This window comes from Chryseobacterium sp. (genome assembly GCF_008014695.1).
Classification (GTDB): domain Bacteria; phylum Bacteroidota; class Bacteroidia; order Flavobacteriales; family Weeksellaceae; genus Kaistella.
On the sequence record NZ_VOXE01000001.1, the window covers coordinates 430356 to 448237 of the forward strand.

Consider the following 17882-nt stretch of genomic DNA (forward strand, 5'->3'; position numbering starts at 1 on the left):
GAAACGCACGGTAGATAAAATCAATAAAAAGGAAACCAAAATATTTTTTCGAATGATGACAAAGTAATCGTCTAAAGGTCACCTTACTTTTTGTTTTTGAGTTTACTGATGATTTTCAGTAACGCTTCCCGGTTTTTGGAGTCGTGGTAGAACTTCGGCAGTTTTTCCAGAAAGGTAAAGTGTGTTCGGTCTTTATGCTCCCTGAGTTTTGCTATGATATACTGTTCCAGATAAAGGAGGTGCGCCTCATTATAAGCCCAGAATATCTCATTTTTAAAGGAAGTCTCATACCAAAGCGGCAAATCCAGATATACATGCGCCGCAGTAATGTAATGAGCGTTCATTCCGAAGGCCGAACGGCAGGTGCTCACTTCGCGGTGATGTCCGCAAGAGGTACAGGTCAAACGGACTTTCTGTGCTTCGTAATCGGCTTTTGCGGTTGCTTTTTTTGTACATACGGAGCAGATCACCGCAACTTCCTGCTGGAAATAGCTGAGACGGTACTGCTGATCCTGGAAACGGTGATCCATATTTGAGAGTAAATGGTAAGATGGATGTCTTTCGACTTTATACGAAATTAATAAATTAAATTTCGTTACAGAAATACTTCACGGAACGTCCTGAGATTTATTCAGAAAAAAAACGGAAATTTGCACGTCAAAAATGGAGCTGTAAGATGAAATTATGTATTGCCGAAAAGCCAAGTGTTGCCCGCGATATCGCCAAGGTATTGGGAGCCGACATGCCTAAACAGGGATATTTCGAAGGCAACGGATACTGGGTGACGTGGACGTTCGGGCATCTCTGTACGCTCAAGGAACCCCATGATTACAGTCCGCATTATAAATCCTGGGACCTCATCTTCCTGCCCGTCATTCCGCAGAACTTTGGCATCAAACTCATACCGAATCCGGGTGTCGAAAGACAGTTCGGCATTATTGCCAAACTCGTTGAAGCCTGCGAAGAGGTCATCAACTGTGGTGATGCCGGTCAGGAAGGGGAAGTCATCCAGCGGTGGGTCCTGCAGAAAGCGAAATGTACAAAACCAGTAAAACGGCTCTGGATTTCTTCGCTTACAGAAGATGCGGTAAGGGAAGGTTTCTCCAGTTTAAAACCGGCGGAAGCCTATGATAACCTTTACCTCGCCGGCAATGCACGCGCCGTTGGCGACTGGCTTCTTGGGATCAATGCAACACGGCTCTACACCCGTAAATTTGGCGGAAATAAAGGTGTGCTTTCGGTCGGCAGGGTACAGACGCCCACACTTGCCATGCTCGTGCAGCGCCAGAAAGAAATGGAAGCTTTCGAAACGGAAGAATACTGGGAACTGAAAACCCGCTACCGCAATGTGGTTTTCAGTGCTGCGATTGACCGCCTGAAAACCGAAGAAAAGGCAGAAAAAGGACTCGAATATCTGAAGCAGCATCTCTTTGATATCATCTCCTTTGAAATAAGAGAGGGGAAAGAGAAAAACCCTCGGCTCTTTGACCTCACAGCGCTTCAGGTAGAAGCCAACCGAAAATACGGACTCTCTGCCGATCACACCCTTAAACACATTCAGAGTCTTTACGAAAAGAAACATACGACTTATCCGCGGGTCGACACCACTTACCTTTCTGAAAATCTGCATCCGAAAATCTCCGTGATACTGCAGTCCATGAATTTTTATAGGGAACTCACCACTCCTTTGCTCGCGCAGCCCATCCCGAAATCCAAAGCCGTCTTCGATGATGCCAAAGTAACGGATCATCATGCGATCATCCCGACCGAAATTCCGCCTTCTGCACAATTGACAAAAGAGGAAAAACTCGTCTATGATCTCTTGGCAAGACGATTTATTGCGGTCTTTTATCCGGAATGTAAGATCTCCAATACCCTTGTGGAAGGACAGGTAGGTAAAATCCCATTTAAAGCCTCAGGAAAACAGATTCTTGAGCCGGGCTGGCGTGCAGTATATGCTAAAGATGAAGCTAAAGTGAAGGAAGAGACAAAGGATAAGAATGAAGTGAAAGAAGAGGAACAGCAGATCCCCGAGTTTAAAGCCGGAGAAAAAGGTCCGCACAAGCCACTGATTCACCGCGGTAAAACCAGTCCGCCCAAACCATACACGGAAGCAACGCTGCTCCGCGCCATGGAAACCGCCGGAAAGCAGGTGGAGGACGAAGAGCTGCGCGAAATGATGAAGAACAGCGGCATCGGACGACCTTCCACCCGTGCCAACATCATTGAAACCCTTTTCAAAAGAAAGTACATTGAAAGGAAAAAAAAGAACCTTTTCGCCACCGTTACAGGCGTGGAACTCATTGATGTCATCGACGATGAGCTGCTTAAAAGTCCGGAACTTACGGGCGAATGGGAATTCAAACTGAGGAAAATAGAACGCGGAGAATACGGTGCCGCTCTGTTCAGGGAGGAGCTCATCCAAATGGTAACTGACCTCACCGCAAAAGTCATCCGCGGAAAGGGCAAGACCATTTCCTTTCACGAAGAACCGATGCCCGTAGTAAAAAAGCCTGTGGTTCCGCGGAAATTGCTGCCCATTGCCTGGGAGGAAATGCAGTGTCCCAAATGCAAGGAAAACCAACTGATGAAAGGGCGGAGCGCAATCGGCTGCACCGCTCACAAAGACTGCGGATTCAAAATACTTTTTAGCCTTTTTGGCAAAAAAATCACCGAAAAACAGATCCTGGAACTCATTACAAAACGAAAATCCGGACGCCTCAAGGGGTTTACTGAGCATCCGGCGGGCATTAGTGAAGGGGCGCTCAGATTGTCGGAACGGTGGGAAGTGGAGTTTGTTGTGTAGTCGGTGAATCGTTCACTTAATAAATTGAAAATCGGCTTGTTTTTGGGCCGTGGAATACGAAAAAAACCGTTTTAATTCAAAATATTATCTTTGCACACTGGCAGATTCTGGAAACCGGCTGCTTTAAATACCAAAATTAACCGAAGGATATAAAAGCCTTTGCTAAACTTATACACAATGACAATAGAAAAAAACCACGTGGTAGCACTTCAGTACACGCTGAATGCCATTGAAGAAAACGGCGAAAGAACCTTTATTGAACAGACCGACGCTGAAAATCCTTTCACTTTCCTTTACGGAGTGGGCATGATGCTTCCTAAGTTTGAAGAGCACCTTCAGGGAATGGCTGCCGGAGAAAAGAAATCTTTCACGCTTACTGCAGAGGAAGGCTATGGCGAAAGAGAAGAAAATGCCACTACGCAGCTGCCTGCAGAAATGTTTGAGGAATCGGGAATACCGCCGCTCGGCGCCATATTGCCTTTACAGGATCCTGACGGAAACCACCTGAATGCCGTAGTGTTGGAAGTGACTCCGGAGGCCGTAACAGTAGATCTGAATCACCCGATGGCAGGGAAGGTACTGAACTTCGATATTGAAGTCGTGACCACAAGACCGGCGACCGAGGAAGAACTTGATCATGGTCATGCGCACGGCATTGACGGTCATGGCGGACATTAATACAAATTCATTTCATAGAAAGCTGCGGGTAACCGCGGCTTTTTGTTTTTCAGGAGTGAGGCGGCAGAAAGCTATTTGTAGTTTTCCAGGTTAAGAAAAACGTTCAGGCCAATATTAATGATTAATGCAGAGCCAAGGTGTAGATTGCAGTGACACATGTCAGAATAATTATATTGCGGAATTCGTGGCCATAGTGAATACTCGTGGTATATGTGTTTGGAGTGTCAGAACAATCTGCTGGCACTTACCGGAAAATATTATCCGACTCTAGGTAAGTGGCGGCATTTTAATTTAAGTTCACCAATAAGTAGTCTTTTATCCATCGGAAATTTACACTCAATCCATTTTTGTGTATAAATTATATCAATTTTATTTTTGAAATATTATCTTTGGTCTTCCTCCTCAAATAAAGCTTTTTGGAGAAACTTTATTACAACAAGTTCAAACCACTATGAAAATATTTCCTGTTCCTGCCAATGAGCATGAACGCCTGAAAAAACTGGAATTTTTTGATCTGATGCATTTGGGAAAAGATCCCGAGCTCGACGTTTTTGCGGAGGTGGCATGCCTGATTGCAGACTGTCCGGCATCAATCGTGGCAATGATGGAGGAGGAAACCCAAACCATACAAAGTTGCGTAGGGATGGACCTGGATTTTGTAGACCGTAAAGACACGGTTTGCCAGTACGCTATTGCCAGCCGGGAAATCCTAATTATTGAAGATACCCTGCTCGATGACAGATCATCATCAAACCCACTTATAATCGCAGGCGGAATTCGTTTCTATGCGGGGGTGCCACTCATCGATGATGAGGGTTTTGCATTAGGCACACTCTGCGTTATCGATTATAAACCTAAACCAATTTCTGAAAAGCAAGTGGCTTCACTGAAAAAGATGGGGGAAGCGATCACGAAAATTTTGATGGGGAAGAAAAGAAATATTCAGGCTGAGTATTTTGAACAGACCTTCAGTGTGACCAATAATCTCATCTGCGTTCTCGATAATAATTTTAAGATAAAGAATCTGAACCCTTCATTTGAAGAGGTATTTCAAATAAGTAAATGTGAGGTGCTCAACAGTAATTTTGTTGCGTTTCTGGGAGAAAATAATACGGATTTACACCAGCTTGCTGAAACGTTCCCCCAACATCAGGAGAAACTTTTTTTAACGACCACCACCCAAATTGATCTTTCAACAAAAATAACTGTTGAATGGTATATTAAGCAGAACCAAAACAATTCAGAAATATTTTGCTTTGGAATCAATATTTCCCACCTTATTGAGGAAAAAACCAAACTGGAAAGATCTGAACGCAGATTCAGGAGTTTTTTCGAAAATGCCATCGGACTTATGAGTATGCATGATATGGAAGGGAATATTTTGGATGTGAACGAAAAAGGAAGGGAAACACTTAACTATTCGATTGAAGAAACCAGGAGCCTGAATCTGAAAGATCTGGTTCCCCAGAAAAACTGGACATTTCTGGAGCAGTACCTTGAACGGATTGCATTAAACGGTGAAGATTTAGGTACAATGGTCCTTAAGTCAAAAGCAGGTGAAGAAATGTTCTGGATGTATCACAACGTAGTAGATACTGATGAGGAAGGAAAGCCTTATGTAATGAGTACATCGCTCAACATTACCGAAAGAATGGCCCTTGAGAAAGACCTTGTATATACTAAAAAGATCCTGGAACAAACGAGTGCTGTTGCAAAAGTTGGCGGATGGGAAGTGAATATGAAGCACGGTACCGTCTTTTGGTCACAGTCTACAAGAGATATTCATAAAGTAGATCAAACCTTCGAGCCCGATTTGGAACGCGCGATGAAATTTTATACTCCAGAAAGCGAAAAAAGAGCCCGTTTTCTATTCAACAGGGCGGTTACAGAAGGTATGCCTTATGATGAAGAATTGGAACTTGTGCAAAATGACGGCACTATTATATGGGTGCGGGTAATAGGAATACCTGAATTTGAAAATGAATTCTGCACCAAAGTATTTGGAATTATACAGAATGTAGATGTTTTTAAAAAGATCTATTTGGAACTGTCGAGAAAAGAAGCAATGCTGCAGTCATTTGTAGCTGATGTTCCTGTTGCTGTAGCAATGCTGGATATGGAGTTGAAATACCTAAACGTCAGCAAATCCTGGACTGAAGAATTTTCCATGAACCGTAAGGAAATTATTGGTAAAAATATATTGTATACTTCTATTGAGGTTCCGGTAGAAATAAGCCAGATTTATCTCGATGCACTGAATGGCAAATCTTATAGGAATGAGGATTTAGCGCTCAAAGTTTCCAATAAAGAGGAGATCCAGCATTACAAGATGGAAGTGGGTCCCTGGTACCTGTCTGACGGGCTGAAAGGAGGAGTCATTGTTTCCATCCAAAATATTACCGAATCCGTAAAGACAAATGAAGAACTTAAAAACGCAAAAGAAATCGCCGATTTAGCCAGCAAAGCGAAGTCAGAGTTTTTAGCCAATATGAGCCATGAGATCAGGACTCCACTCAACGGGGTAATCGGATTTTCAGATCTTCTGCTTAAAACTCCGCTGAACGAAATGCAGACACAGTATCTGAATTATATTAATGAATCAGGCGAAAGTTTGCTGAGCATCATCAACGATATTCTCGATTTTTCTAAAATAGAATCCGGAAAGATGGAGCTTCTGATTGACCGTTCCAACGTTTATGATCTCGTAAGCCAGGTAATGAATGTCATTCTTTATCAGTCCCAACGCAAGGATATTGAACTTTTGCTGAATATTGAACAGGGATTGCCCAAAAATGTTTTCCTCGACGAATCGCGAATCAAACAGGTCCTCATCAATTTACTGGGGAATGCCGTGAAATTTACTGATCACGGTGAAATTGAACTGAAGGTCGAAAAACTGGAGATGAACAGTGAAAATATCACGTTGCGTTTTTCCGTTCGCGACACAGGAATTGGGATTCCTAAAGACAAACAGCAGCGGATATTTGATGCTTTTACGCAGGAAGACAGCTCTGTAAGCAAACGTTACGGCGGAACAGGTTTGGGATTAACGATTTCCAACAACATTCTGAAATACATGGGCAGCAGGCTAATACTTACCAGCGAACAGCAAAAAGGTTCGGTATTCTGCTTCCAGTTGCAGATTCCTTATGAGATTGATGAATTGGACGTGAGTTCGGAAGATGAGGATTTGAAAATTGAACGCGTTCTGATTGTAGATGATAATGAAAACAACAGAATCATCCTTCAGCACATGCTGGCTTACAAAAATATTGATGCAAAACTAGCCGCAAACGGAATGGAGGCCTTACAGATTTTGATGAAAGGCGAGCGTTTTGATGTTATTTTGATGGATTACCACATGCCGGTAATCTCCGGTTTGGAAACGATAGAAAAAATCAAGGAACTGTTCACCCAACAAGACGAGATAGCGCCATTGGTTGTGCTTCATACTTCATCCGAAGAACACGATGTTATCAATGCCTTCCGCCAGGATGAAAAATCATTCTGCCTCCTTAAACCGATAAAGTCAGCCGACCTCTACAGTACATTAAAGCGCGCAGTAAAAAACGTAAAAACCAATACTCCCGAAATTAATCATGTTAAAGCTGAAGAGGCGAACTCTTTCTTTCCTCATTCTCTGAATGTTCTGTTGGTTGATGATAATCCGGTGAACATGGTGCTCAACAACAGAATGATGCAGTCGCTTATTCCCGATGCCCATTTAACGGAAGTTACTGACGGGTTGCAGGCGCTGGAAATCTGCAAGGTAAAACAGTTCAGTATAATTCTTATGGATGTACAGATGCCGGTGATGGACGGTATTGAAGCTACGAAACAGATACGCCTTCTTTCTGAATATAAAGACGTTCCAATTATCGGGGTTACCGCCGGAAATGTTCTCGGAGAAAAAGAAAAATGCCTCAATGCAGGGATGAACGACTTTTTGCCGAAGCCACTGCGTCATGCGGATCTTTTTGAAATGCTGAAAAAACATCTCTCGAATAAATCCGCTGAAGAGTACACGGGAACTATTGTAAATGAAGAATATCTCAATATGGACCTTCTCAGCGAACAGGTAGGTGATGATGTGGATTTTAAAAACATGTTTCTGAATCTGGTAGTGCAGGAGCTTACCATGTCCTCCGATAAGATTACGCAGGCGGCAGACAGCAGAGAAGTAGAGGAAATTAAAAAACTCCTTCATAAGCTGAAAGGAACCGCAGGAACTGCCGGTCTCTTTAGACTTGCAGAACTTTCTGCAGATTGGGAAATAAAAACAGATCCGAACACCGATTTTTCTGCCTTGAAGGATGAAATAACGGCGGAAATAGGCATTGGAGTGACGATTATGAAGGGTTTAATGAATTAAAAAGTAAAATATGTTGATTTTAATTGCTGAAGACGACGAATTGATTTTGAAAACAATTGAACATAAATTATTGAAGGAAGGGTATGAAGTGATTCTCACCCGCAATGGGAAAGATGCCATTGAAACGATAAAAAAAACGGAGATTGATCTCATCATTACAGACATCATGATGCCTTTCGCTTCCGGCATCGAGATCCTTTCCGCAGTGAAATCTTCCGGCAAAGAAATTCCCGTCATCATGCTGTCGAGTATGGGGCAGGAAGAGGTCGTGCTCAATGCGTTTGACCTGGGGGCATCGGATTTTATTGTGAAACCCTTCAGTCCCAACGAACTCATGCTGCGGATCAAGAGATTTTCTGTTAACTGACAAAAAGATTGAATGCCCGACTCTTTACATTTACTGTTATATATTTTTATCGGCATACTGGTAGTCGTTCTTTTGCTGATTATTGCGGTGCTTCTTTACAGCTTTCATCAGTACAAAGAATTACGGCACCGTGCGTTATGGTCAGAAATTATCGACAAAAAAGTTTCTGAAGCAATTGTTTTTGGTCAAAATGACCATAAATCCGATCTGAGCTTTGATAAATTTTCAGAAAATGCCAGTTTCAGAGATTTTTTTCTGGAGAAACTGGTAAGTTCCGAAAACAAATTTTCCGGACTGGCTCAGGGGGAAATAAAAGGGCTGTTTTCAAGTTACAATCTCAAAAAAGAAGCATTTAAAAAACTCGATCAGAGAAAACCCTATCTTATTGCAGGCGGGATTCAGGAACTCACGGCAATGAATGTAGAGGAAGCACTGCCCAAGATTTCTTCGTATATCAATCACCCATCACCCCAGGTTTTCCAGGAAGCACGCTATGCTATGGCCGCTTTCAGAGGATTTAAAGGGCTTGAGTTTTTAAATGATATCACCAACAGGATTTCAGACTGGCAGCAGCTGCGCCTGTTGCTCTCGGTATCTCGTATTCCGGAAGGTTCCGAACATATAATCTCCAATTGGCTCGCTAGTTCAAACAGTTCAGTGGTTATTTTTACACTGAGTCTGTTGAGGAAATTCCAGATGTTGTCTCACTATACAAAGGTGTGGTCTTTATTGACTCATCATGACGATGAGGTAAGAGTGAAAGCGGTGCATACTTTGCAGTGGCTCGAAAACCCTTCAACAATAAAGGATTTTATGGAAATATTTCCCGCTCAGTCTTTAGCCGTCCGGGAAGAGATCCTGAAAGCAATGAGACGTTCCCGCGACCCACAGTGCGTACCGTTTCTTAAGCAACAGCTCCTCGCAAGCGGCGAAACGAGTATCCAGATAGAAGCCGCAGAAACCATTTTCGAATTAGGGTACGAAACCTATCTTAAGAATTTAGCAGATACCGAATCTTCATCGGAACATTTGGTTAGAATCATCAAACACGCATTGCAGGAAAAAATATGTTAGAGTTTGCTCATATCGTTTACGAAGTTGTAATATGGCTGTTTTTAATCTATGGTGCGGCTGTTTTCATTATTTATGCCTGGGTAGGCATATATGCCCTGGGAGCAGTTGTAAATTACAAAAAACAGAATACATTCACCGACTACAGCATTATCGCGGCAAATCCTAACGCGCCAACCTTCAGCCTCATTGCGCCGGCGTACAACGAAGGGATGACGGTCGTGGAAAATGTGCGGTCATTGCTTTCCCTTTACTATCATAATCTTGAAATTATTATTGTTAATGACGGCAGTAAAGATGATTCCATTGCGAAACTCATAACGGCATATGATCTGGAATCGGTTTCGTTTTTTGTTCAGGGCGAAATCCCAACAAAAAACATCCGCGGAATCTATAAAAGTAAGAATCCGGCCTTCAGTAAACTTATTGTGGTGGATAAGGACAACGGTGGTAAAGCGGATGCGCTGAATGTGGGAGTAAATATTTCATCAGGAGAATATCTGGTATGTATTGATGTAGACTGTATTCTGGAGCAGGACGCAATCCTGAAACTCGCAAAACCGTTTTTGGAACAGTCAGAAAAAAAGGTGATTGCATGTGGGGGAGTGATCCGCCTCGCCAACAACTGTAAAATTGAGAACGGAAAGGTGGTGGAAGTCAACCTTCCAAAAACGCTTCTGGGCAAAACCCAGGTTCTGGAATATATCCGCGCTTTCGTACTGGGGAGAATGGCTTGGTCGCGTGCATCGGGTTTAATCCTTATTTCCGGTGCGTTTGGGGTATTCGACCGCCAAATTGTGCTGGCCTGCGGAGGCTATGATAAAAATACAGTTGGGGAAGATATGGAACTCGTAGTCCGGATGCGGAAGTATATGGAGGAGAAGAAGGAGCCGTACCAGGTTGTGACCATTCCCGATCCTTTGTGCTGGACCGAAGCCCCCGAGAGCAAAGATATTTTAAGAAAACAGCGCAACAGGTGGATGCGCGGGACCATAGAAACGTTATGGAAACACCGCAGACTCATGTTTAATCCCAAATACGGAAAACTGGGGATGGTGAGTCTCCCGTACTGGTTTTTCTTTGAATTTCTGGGGCCACTTGTTGAGTTTTTCGGATATATGGTGTTCTTTGTTTTTCTCATTCTGGGAATCATCAACTGGCCGTTTTTCATCGTGCTGTTTGCGCTGGTCATTTCCTCCGGATTTCTCTTTTCAGTCTATGCGATTCTGGTAGATTTGGTGAGTCATCAGGTTTATTCCAAACGGAAAGATTTCATTAGCCTTATTGGAACAGCGATTCTGGAACCCTTCTATTTTCATCCGATGGTGGTGAAAGCCGGAGTACAAGGTTTTATAGATTATTTCAAAAAATCCCATGCCTGGGGCGATATGACGCGTCAGGGCTTTAATCAGGACACTAAAAATTTGCCGCTGAAAGAAAAAATCTGGGCAATACTGAAGATGGGACTGCGAAAATGGGGAGTATTTGCCTCTGTTTTCCTGCTGTTATTTATTGTAGGAGTATTGGTGGAATGGGGATGGTACCGTTATAACTTTTCTGAAGCTCCTGAAGATGTTATAGCACAAAGTCTGTTTCTGGAGAACTTCATTTTCATTCTGAAACTCACCTTCGGGATCGGCCTGTTTTATCTTATTCTTAATTTCATTAAAGAATCGTGGGCAATGATATTGGCTCTAGTGGTCTGTACTTTTGTCGTCATCGTACAGTACATGCTGTTCGTGTATTTTTCAGAATCAAAGAATTTGCTTGGAGCAGACATTCTTTACTATGACCGGGAAGAAATCAAACAGATTCTGGAGGCAAGCGGAATGCTGAACATGAAGAATATTGCTTTGGCGCTGATTTTAACGGCAGTTTCTTTTGTTCCGTTCTGGTTTGCTGCAAAAATGCCTTTCAGGAAAATATATGCAGGTGTCGCAATAATGGGGTTGGGACTATTAGCGGTTTTTATTCCAAAAGATATCATGGTGCTGAACAATGTAAATGAATTTTACCAGAATGCAGCCAAAAGCAAATGGGAATATTTTTTCAATTCCAATGTCAATAATTTTGTAAATCAGCATCCCGAAATAGAAAATCTCTGGAATGATGCCGGAAGCTTTGCGAAAAATCCGGATATGATCGATGAAGATTACCCGTTTTGGAGAAAAGAAAACACTCCGGATTTTCTCGGCACATATTTCAACACTTCAGAAAAGACCCCCAATCTGGTTTTTATCATTCTGGAAGGGATGGGTCACGCATATTCGTCACCAAACGGATATGTAGGCAATTTCACCCCGTTTTTAAATTCACTCGCAGACAAAAGTTTATACTGGGAGAACAACCTCAGTTCATCCGGGCGTACGTTTGGAGTGTTGCCTGCAATTACCGGTTCTTTGCCTTTTGGCAAGAACGGATTTTTGGAAATTCAGAAGACACCGCCAAACTTAAATCTTTATAATATTTTAAAGGCCAACGGGTTCGATACCGGATTTTACTACGGCGGAAATGCGCATTTCGACCGTACGAGTGACTTTTTAAACTATAGCGGCGTCAATGACATTATTGATGAAGCTTCATACGGCAAACCATACCGGAAACTTCCTTCAAAAAACGGTTCCAGCTGGGGCTATGAGGATCAGGCAGTCTTTACCAAAATGCTTGAAGTACAGAAACCGGAAGCGAGACCTTACTTCAACACCATCCTCACCTTATCCACCCACAGTCCGTTTCTCATCAACAATACGGCTTTTTATGAAAAACGGTATTTGCAGCAGTTGAATTCCAATACGCTGAACACAGAACAGAAAAGATGGGCTGCAGAACACAAAAAACAGCTGATTGCGGTGCTGAACGCCGATGATGCATTAAAAAAGTTTATTGAAAGCTACAGCAAACGCCCCGATTTCGACAATACCATATTTGTGATAACAGGTGACCACGCAATGCCTGAAATCACCCTGCAGTCCAAGATTGACCGCTTCCGGGTTCCACTCCTGATCTATTCGCCGCTCCTGAAAGCTCCGAAAAAGTTTGAGAAAATAGTGAGTCATTTCGATGTTGCCCCTTCCATCCTGGCTTATTACAGAAACAATTATCAGATCAGCACCCCATCTACGGTAACCTGGGTCGGAAAAGGCTTAACGGCAGATTCTGATGTTTCACTCTCGGGAATCCCAATCATGAAAAGCAAGAACCAACTCGTAAATTATGTGTATGGCAATTACCACCTGGAGGACAACCAGTTGCTTATCCTCAGCAAAATGCAGGAGGAGCCTGTTGTAGATGCCGCCGAACGGAAGAAAATCACAAGGAAATTTAATGATTTTAAAGCCATGAATAGCCGGTTTTACTCCGCGAATAAGCTAATGCCGGATTCGGTGTATGTGAATTTCATGAAGAAAACCAAGCCGAAATTCTAAAACTTTTTGGTGTATCCGAAGGTAATATCAAACTGGTTTCCCTTTTCATTCGGGCGGTATTCCTGATTGAAATACATGGCCGAAACGGAGAATATATTCGTTCTTTTCACCGAGAAATTGTATCCGGCACCGATTTTATAGGTCTTGAGCTTGAAGGTCTCATTTACAAGCAAATTACTCCTGTTTTCTTCCGGACTGATGCCCGTTCCGGCCTGAACGGTAAAATAATCCTCGGCTCCTTTCGTATAATAACGCACCGTTCCGGTATAGGAATGGGAAATATTTTCGCGGTCCGGAGTAATATAGGTTCGGAGGTTGAACCAGAAATTTTTGTAGTATTTTCCGATGGAGGCTGTATACAGCCAGATATCGTCGGTAAAGTGCAGCTGACGGTATCCGATTTCCGCCTCAAAGCTTTTCGGCAGGTTGGCATTAAGCGAAACGCCTGTTCTGTATTTTGGAAAGATGCCCACATCGTTGGAATAGGCAGCACCTATATACAGATAAAAAGTAGGGGAGATCTTCGGATAGGCTTCCAGTTCAATCTGGGTGCCGTCTTCTGCAAATTTATTGGCGTAATTTCCTCTCAGAATCACAGAACCAATCGGTGTCACTCTTTTATAACTGATTCCCACCATATGCCAGTCGTCCGCAAACTGCCGGTCGAAATGGGAAAAACCATAGGTGATCCCCACCGCATTTTTGGACGTAAGGTCGCTGAGTCTGACAAGCATTTCCCGCCCTTCTGTATTTCCGGGATTAATTTGCAGCAGCGCGTTTACAGCCTCTTCGGCCAGTGCATAATTTCCGCTGCTGTTATGGACTTTTGCCTTCAGATGCCATAAAGCTTCCGACTTCGGGTGATAACCGAGTCCTTTGTCCAGAATTTCCACCGCCTTGGTATAATTATCATTCCAGTATTCGAGGGAGGCATAGGCCAGGAAAAAATCTTCGTCTTTTACCTCTTTGCGCTCCAGTTCACTGAAAACTTCCCGCGCGGCTGCCAAATCCTCATTCCACGTATACACCCGGCCAAGAAATACTGCGATCTCGGTGTATTCGGGAGCTTTTTTGATGGCTTCCTTTGCCAGAGCGATAGAAGTGGGGTAATCCTTTTTCTCAAATGCGGCAGTTCTTGCCTGTGCAAATAATTCATCAGCACTTACATCCTGCTGACTGAAAAGCGTTAAAGGGAATAAAATCAGCAGTAAAAAACCAAGGCGTTTTTTCATTGGAGAGTCATTAAAAATGTGAATTGAGTCAGCAAATATATTGAACTTTTCCGTTTTTATTACTTTCATTTATCAAAGCCTTAAACAGTCAACGGAAGACGAAATAATGGTTGCAAAATCTGAGCTTTTCTTAAAAACAGATAAGAGGTAATTGCAGAATAAATTAAAAACAGTTGCTGCCCTTCGTTTTATACGTCGCTTTAAACTATTTCGCCAGCTTTTCAAGCGTCGCCGGGTCCTCTTTGCCTTTAAAATACCTTTCCAGTACCCGCCGGAAGATATTGTCCGGCTCCGAGTCGGCAGCGGCAAAAAGCGTCATGCAGGATTTCAGTTTCAGATCGTCAGGGCTGCCGAAGACGGCATGGGCATCTTTTACAGGAAGTTCCAACAGCACCTGTGAAATTTCCCGTAAACGCAAACCCAGGATAGGGTGCTCCAGATATGCTTTGGCCTCTGCAGCATTTTCAATAGCATATAACTTAGAAATTTCACTGAAGCCCAGTCCTTTGATTTGCGGAAACACAAACCACATCCAATGGCTGTTTTTGTGCCCGGATCGCACTTCACGAAGCGCCGTTTCGTAGGTGTTTGCTTGGGCATCGAGAAATCGTTGGAGGTTATTTAACATTGTTTATTTCATTGTTTAATACGAACAAAAGTCTTAAAAAATTGTGATATAGAGTTGGAAAATTTTACTTTCTATATCCAAAACCTCCGTTAGCAGAGGGTTTTCATTTTCTGCCGCAAAGGCGAGACTATTATTGTAATTCTTCACAGACAAAATTGTGACTGTTAAGCAGATCTGTTATTTCCAAAACGATGTTTTCTTCACTCTCGATTCGCAGAATCTTATCGCAGTCCTCAAGGTCGAAATTCCATTTTGCATTTGGAAGTATTCTGTCTAAGGAGGGTTGGAGTTTTGACGCCTGCAGTTTTGTTCTTACTGAGGTCCTGAAAACGAAAATCATGACTTTATTTTAATGTTTCCAAAAGATTTTCCAGATTGTTCATCGACATTTTGAATCCTTCGGTGAAGCCCATTTCAATCATCCTTTCCAATCGTTCAAGAGATTCATTATAAATAACGATATTTACTTTTGTGATACCGTTCTGTTCACTGAAAGTGTAATCCCAGTCAGAACCCGGCAGTTCAGGATTCCCGTCTTGGTCTGCAAAAGCATTCGACATTTTGAAATGGGTTTTTGGCGTAATAGAAGTGTATTCCTGAACCGACCAGCGTTCCTGTCCTTCGGGACTCACCATCGCGTAAAATCTTCGGCCACCCACTTTGAATTCCATGAATTTTGTTTTTGATGTCCATGGTTTAGGCGCCACCCATTGGTCAAGCAGTTCCTGTTTTGTAAATGCATCCCACACGAGCGGAAGTTCGGCATCAAATTCCCTCGTGATGAATACCGTTTTTGTTGCTTTCTCAACCTTAAAGTCAAATTCCAGATTGTTCATTTTGTATTTTTTTTAATTGTTGATAATAAATGATCTAACTGATTAAATCGGGTTTCCCAGATCACCCTGAACTGTTCAATCCAATGGTCTATTTCTTTCATTTTGTCAATTTCAAGCGAGTAATAGATTTCTCTGCCTTTCTGTTTCTGTTTTATGAGTTCGCATTCTGTTAAAATACGCAGGTGTTTTGATACGGCCTGCCGTGTCGTGTTGAAGTTTTCGGCAATGGCGTTAGGAGTCATTGCCTGTACCGCTATTAAAGCAATAATGGCTCTTCTGGTAGGGTCAGCAATGGCCTGGAAAATATCTCTTCTCATGTGATTGTTCTTTAATTATGCAACTATTAGGTTGCAAATATAAGCGCAACTGTTTGGTTTCGCAAATATTTCTGCGAATATTTTTTATAAAGTTTAAACATACTTCTGAAACGTATATTTATGGGGCGTCTGCAATATGCTCCGTAACGTAATGGGTGAAAATAGAGAGGTTCAGAAAGAACTTCTTCAGTAGCACAGGTCCGGATTTAGCCTTTCTTTATATAACTTTTGCATTTTTTATGATCAAGCGCAGGTCAATAAGCTATTACGCTCGCTTCAAAATAAAAAAACGATTCTTCAAAGATATTTTGAAGAATCGTTCCGGATTGCTGGCATTTAATCGAAAGGAATACTGTTGCAGAAGGTAACATCAAATCCACCGATCACACCTGCCTTTTTTTGGGTGGATTTCCATTCCGGATTGGCCAGCATGGCTTTCGCCACTTCCAGACTCGGATATTCCGAAATTAAGGAAATACTTCTTTCATCATCCAAAGACTGATAAATTCCTTTTATCTCGATCCCTAATCTTTTACGGAATTCGACCGCTTCGTCGAAAACTGTTTTCCATTGCTCAAAGTTTTCAACTTGAATTTTTACAATAAGTGTTACTGCCATTTTTCTTTTGTTTTAAGATTGTTCATCAAAATTAAATCTGCTGAAAACTTAAAGCGTTGATTCAAATCAACAAATCACTTATTGGCAATTTTTTTTCGGATCCTGCTGATGGTCTCCGTGGTTATTCCCAAATAATTTGCAATAAAGTGTTGAGGGACGCGCAAAATCAATGAAGGTCTGTTCTTCATCAGGCGCAGGTATAAACTTTCAGGGGTATCACTTTTTAACCGGGTGGCTTCCTGAATAATCCGGTTGTGGTCCAGCGGATATTTGATGTCGAAAAACTGCCGGTAAGCGGGGAAGTTTGCAAATCCAGATTCTATATTTTCTATCGTAATGCCAAGAATTTCGCAGTCTTCAATGGCCTGTAAATACATTTCGGTTTTGGTTTTGGTCCTCATGCACTGTAATTCTCCTGCAAACCAGCTCTCTTCAGCAAAAAACACGATCTGTTCTTCGCCGTCTTCATTGATGAAAAATTTCCGCATGCACCCCTTGATAATAAAAGGGCTGTACTTGGGTATTTCGCCCGCCTTATAAAAGAACTCATTTTTCTTAACATTAAAAGGCACAAACAGCCTTAAAAACTCCGGAAAGTCTTTTTCATTAAAGTCCGAGTACTTTTGTAAATCCTGAAGTAAAATGTCCGTGTTCAAGGGAATCCTGTATTTTCAGATTACTTTTTTCAAATTACCGCTTAAGTGTGTGGTGAAGTCACTTTGGCCGGCATATTCTCAAACTAAAGCCTTTTGTTCAGGCTTTTTACCTGTCCTTCATTTTAAAATAGTCCAGATACCATTCGTGTTGGTCAAAGTCCTTCGCCGACTGATCCACTTGATGCATGGGATCTATTTTCGAATATAAAATTTCAAGAGATTCATACTCTCTCCAGCTGATGATTTTAAATCCTGCCCGGTGAAGTTGCGCGCCACATACCCCCATACCGATTTGATATTTTTTGTCTGCAGCATATCGGTCGCCATCATAAATCACGTGATTTCCACAGGCAGCGCTTATATCCATCATTATGGCCAGCTCAACCGCATTATGTTGTGCCACTTCAAGCATTTTTTCCGAAGCGTTTATCATTCCTTCAGTCCAGTCTGAACCAGAGGTGGTTAATACTTTTGCTTTTCCCTCCAAAACATCAAGTCCGTTACCGCCGTAAATGTCACACATTTCTCTGGGGGTACCAAATTCAAAATCTTCCGGACAGAACTGGATCAGTTGTACATTTTCATATCGCAGAAGTTTTAAAACACTTGTATATTCTCCATAACTGTCTCCATCAACCCCACATTTTACACCAAGTAAGCAGGCACTGACGAGAATCCTCAAAGGATTTTCTTTAGTGGGGATTCGTAAATTTCTCAGATAATCTTTATCAGGCATAGCAGTTCTGTTGAATCAAGGTTCGGCATATTGCAGTGAAATAACTGTGACGTTGGGTATTTCTGTTCGCGGAGAGTGTGATAACTGGTCTATGTAAATATAGCATGAGCAATTAGTGAATAGCTCATAATGTTGAGCTT

At 42.3% G+C, this 17882-nt stretch carries 15 protein-coding genes; 6 read left to right on the plus strand and 9 right to left on the minus strand.

Going from position 1 to position 17882, the window contains the following annotated elements:
• Positions 1–83 precede the first annotated feature (83 nt).
• On the minus strand, positions 84–530 hold the full coding sequence (locus tag FUA25_RS02065; RefSeq protein WP_147755236.1) for a hypothetical protein: 447 nt from the start codon (positions 528–530) through the stop codon (positions 84–86).
• A 146-nt stretch (positions 531–676) separates the two neighbouring features.
• On the opposite strand from FUA25_RS02065, the gene FUA25_RS02070 reads away from it, so the two are divergent.
• The 6 genes from FUA25_RS02070 (at position 677) to FUA25_RS02095 (ending at position 12719) form a co-directional block, all read left to right on the plus strand.
• Positions 677–2806: a type IA DNA topoisomerase gene (locus tag FUA25_RS02070; protein WP_147755237.1), complete on the plus strand. Its 2130-nt coding sequence runs from the start codon at positions 677–679 to the stop codon at positions 2804–2806.
• Between the two features lie 177 nt (positions 2807–2983).
• Positions 2984–3484 (plus strand): peptidylprolyl isomerase, encoded by a 501-nt coding sequence (locus FUA25_RS02075; RefSeq protein ID WP_147755238.1) that lies wholly within the window; start codon positions 2984–2986, stop codon positions 3482–3484.
• A gap of 451 nt (positions 3485–3935) precedes the next feature.
• Complete coding sequence (locus tag FUA25_RS02080) at positions 3936–7856, plus strand: response regulator (protein ID WP_147755239.1); 3921 nt, start codon at positions 3936–3938, stop codon at positions 7854–7856.
• Between the two features lie 10 nt (positions 7857–7866).
• Positions 7867–8223, plus strand: coding sequence for a response regulator transcription factor (locus tag FUA25_RS02085; RefSeq protein WP_147755240.1), 357 nt, complete (start codon positions 7867–7869; stop codon positions 8221–8223).
• A 12-nt stretch (positions 8224–8235) separates the two neighbouring features.
• Positions 8236–9297 (plus strand): HEAT repeat domain-containing protein, encoded by a 1062-nt coding sequence (locus tag FUA25_RS02090; RefSeq protein WP_147755241.1) that lies wholly within the window; start codon positions 8236–8238, stop codon positions 9295–9297.
• The gene (locus FUA25_RS02095; protein WP_147755242.1) at positions 9291–12719 is read left to right on the plus strand and encodes a sulfatase-like hydrolase/transferase; all 3429 of its coding nucleotides are present in this window, start codon (positions 9291–9293) and stop codon (positions 12717–12719) included. The genes FUA25_RS02090 and FUA25_RS02095 overlap by 7 nt, the downstream gene beginning before the upstream one ends.
• On the opposite strand, the gene FUA25_RS02100 is transcribed toward FUA25_RS02095, so the two are convergent.
• The 8 genes from FUA25_RS02100 to FUA25_RS02135 form a co-directional block, all read right to left on the minus strand.
• The gene (locus tag FUA25_RS02100; protein WP_147755243.1) at positions 12716–13951 is read right to left on the minus strand and encodes a YaiO family outer membrane beta-barrel protein; all 1236 of its coding nucleotides are present in this window, start codon (positions 13949–13951) and stop codon (positions 12716–12718) included. The genes FUA25_RS02095 and FUA25_RS02100 overlap by 4 nt on opposite strands.
• Before the next feature lie 205 nt (positions 13952–14156).
• Complete coding sequence (locus FUA25_RS02105; RefSeq protein ID WP_147755244.1) at positions 14157–14579, minus strand: DUF1810 domain-containing protein; 423 nt, start codon at positions 14577–14579, stop codon at positions 14157–14159.
• 130 nt (positions 14580–14709) lie between these two features.
• Positions 14710–14919 carry a hypothetical protein gene (locus FUA25_RS02110; RefSeq protein WP_147755245.1) on the minus strand — a complete coding sequence of 70 codons (210 nt, stop codon included), beginning with the start codon at positions 14917–14919 and terminating at the stop codon, positions 14710–14712.
• Positions 14920–14923: 4 nt separating this feature from the next.
• On the minus strand, positions 14924–15415 hold the full coding sequence (locus FUA25_RS02115; protein ID WP_147755246.1) for an SRPBCC domain-containing protein: 492 nt from the start codon (positions 15413–15415) through the stop codon (positions 14924–14926).
• Positions 15412–15732, minus strand: coding sequence for an ArsR/SmtB family transcription factor (locus tag FUA25_RS02120; RefSeq protein ID WP_147755247.1), 321 nt, complete (start codon positions 15730–15732; stop codon positions 15412–15414). Before FUA25_RS02120 ends, FUA25_RS02115 begins: the two co-directional genes overlap by 4 nt.
• A 336-nt stretch (positions 15733–16068) precedes the next feature.
• Positions 16069–16350, minus strand: a complete 282-nt coding sequence (locus tag FUA25_RS02125; protein ID WP_147755248.1) for a hypothetical protein — start codon at positions 16348–16350, stop codon at positions 16069–16071.
• Positions 16351–16424: 74 nt separating this feature from the next.
• Positions 16425–16922: a Crp/Fnr family transcriptional regulator gene (locus FUA25_RS02130; RefSeq protein WP_228411643.1), complete on the minus strand. Its 498-nt coding sequence runs from the start codon at positions 16920–16922 to the stop codon at positions 16425–16427.
• A gap of 190 nt (positions 16923–17112) precedes the next feature.
• Positions 17113–17742, minus strand: coding sequence for a DUF523 domain-containing protein (locus tag FUA25_RS02135; RefSeq protein ID WP_147755250.1), 630 nt, complete (start codon positions 17740–17742; stop codon positions 17113–17115).
• Positions 17743–17882 lie beyond the last annotated feature (140 nt).